The following is a 953-nucleotide window of genomic DNA, read 5'->3' on the forward strand; positions in this document are numbered from 1 at the left end:
CCGAACAGCTTGAACAGCTCACCGGCCGGGGCCGATTCACCGAAGCTGGTCATGCCGATGATGCGGCCGTCAAAGCCCACGTACTTGTACCAGAAGTCGGCAATACCGGCTTCGATAGCGATACGGGCGGTCACATCCGATGGCAGTACAGACTCGCGGTAAGCGGCGTCTTGCTTGTCGAACGCATCGGTTGATGGCATAGACACCACGCGCACCTGCTTGCCTTCGGCGCTCAGCTCGGCCGCTGCGTTCACCGCCAGCTCTACTTCAGAGCCGGTGGCAATCAAAATCAGCTCAGGCTTGCCGGCGCAGTCTTTCAGGATGTAACCACCCTTCGCGATATCCGCAACCTGCGCGTCGTTACGCTCCTGCTGAGCCAGATTCTGACGCGAGAAGATCAGCGCTGACGGCGCGTCTTTACGCTCGATGGCCAGTTTCCAGGCCACGGCAGATTCAACCTGGTCACACGGACGCCAGGTGCTCATGTTCGGGGTCAGGCGCAGCGAAGCGATTTGCTCCACCGGCTGGTGCGTCGGGCCGTCTTCACCCAGACCAATCGAGTCGTGGGTATAGACCTGAATGTTCTGCACGCCCATCAGCGCGGCCATGCGCATGGCGTTACGGGCATATTCCATGAACATCAGGAAGGTCGCGCCGTAAGGCACGAAACCGCCGTGCAGGGCGATACCGTTGATGATGGCCGTCATGCCGAATTCACGCACACCGTAGTGGATGTAGTTACCGGATGCGTCATCTGCGGTCAGCGACTTGGAACCGGACCACATGGTCAGGTTGGAAGGTGCCAGATCTGCCGAGCCGCCCATGAATTCAGGCAGGATTTTGCCGAAGGCTTCCAGCGCGTTCTGAGAAGCTTTACGGGAAGCGATGTTGGCCGGGTTGGCCTGCAGATCGGCAATGATCTGGCTGGTTGCTTTTTCCCACTGTGCCGGCAG

At 59.6% G+C, this 953-nt stretch carries 1 protein-coding gene; it reads right to left on the bottom strand.

Annotated features, from left to right (window positions below; genetic code table 11):
- Positions 1-953: transketolase C-terminal domain-containing protein (locus KCG43_RS21280; protein WP_304622560.1), on the bottom strand; the 953-nt coding region annotated here is incomplete at both ends.

Source organism: Photobacterium sp. WH24 (genome assembly GCF_019204055.1).
GTDB classification, from domain to species: Bacteria; Pseudomonadota; Gammaproteobacteria; order Enterobacterales; family Vibrionaceae; genus Photobacterium; species Photobacterium arenosum.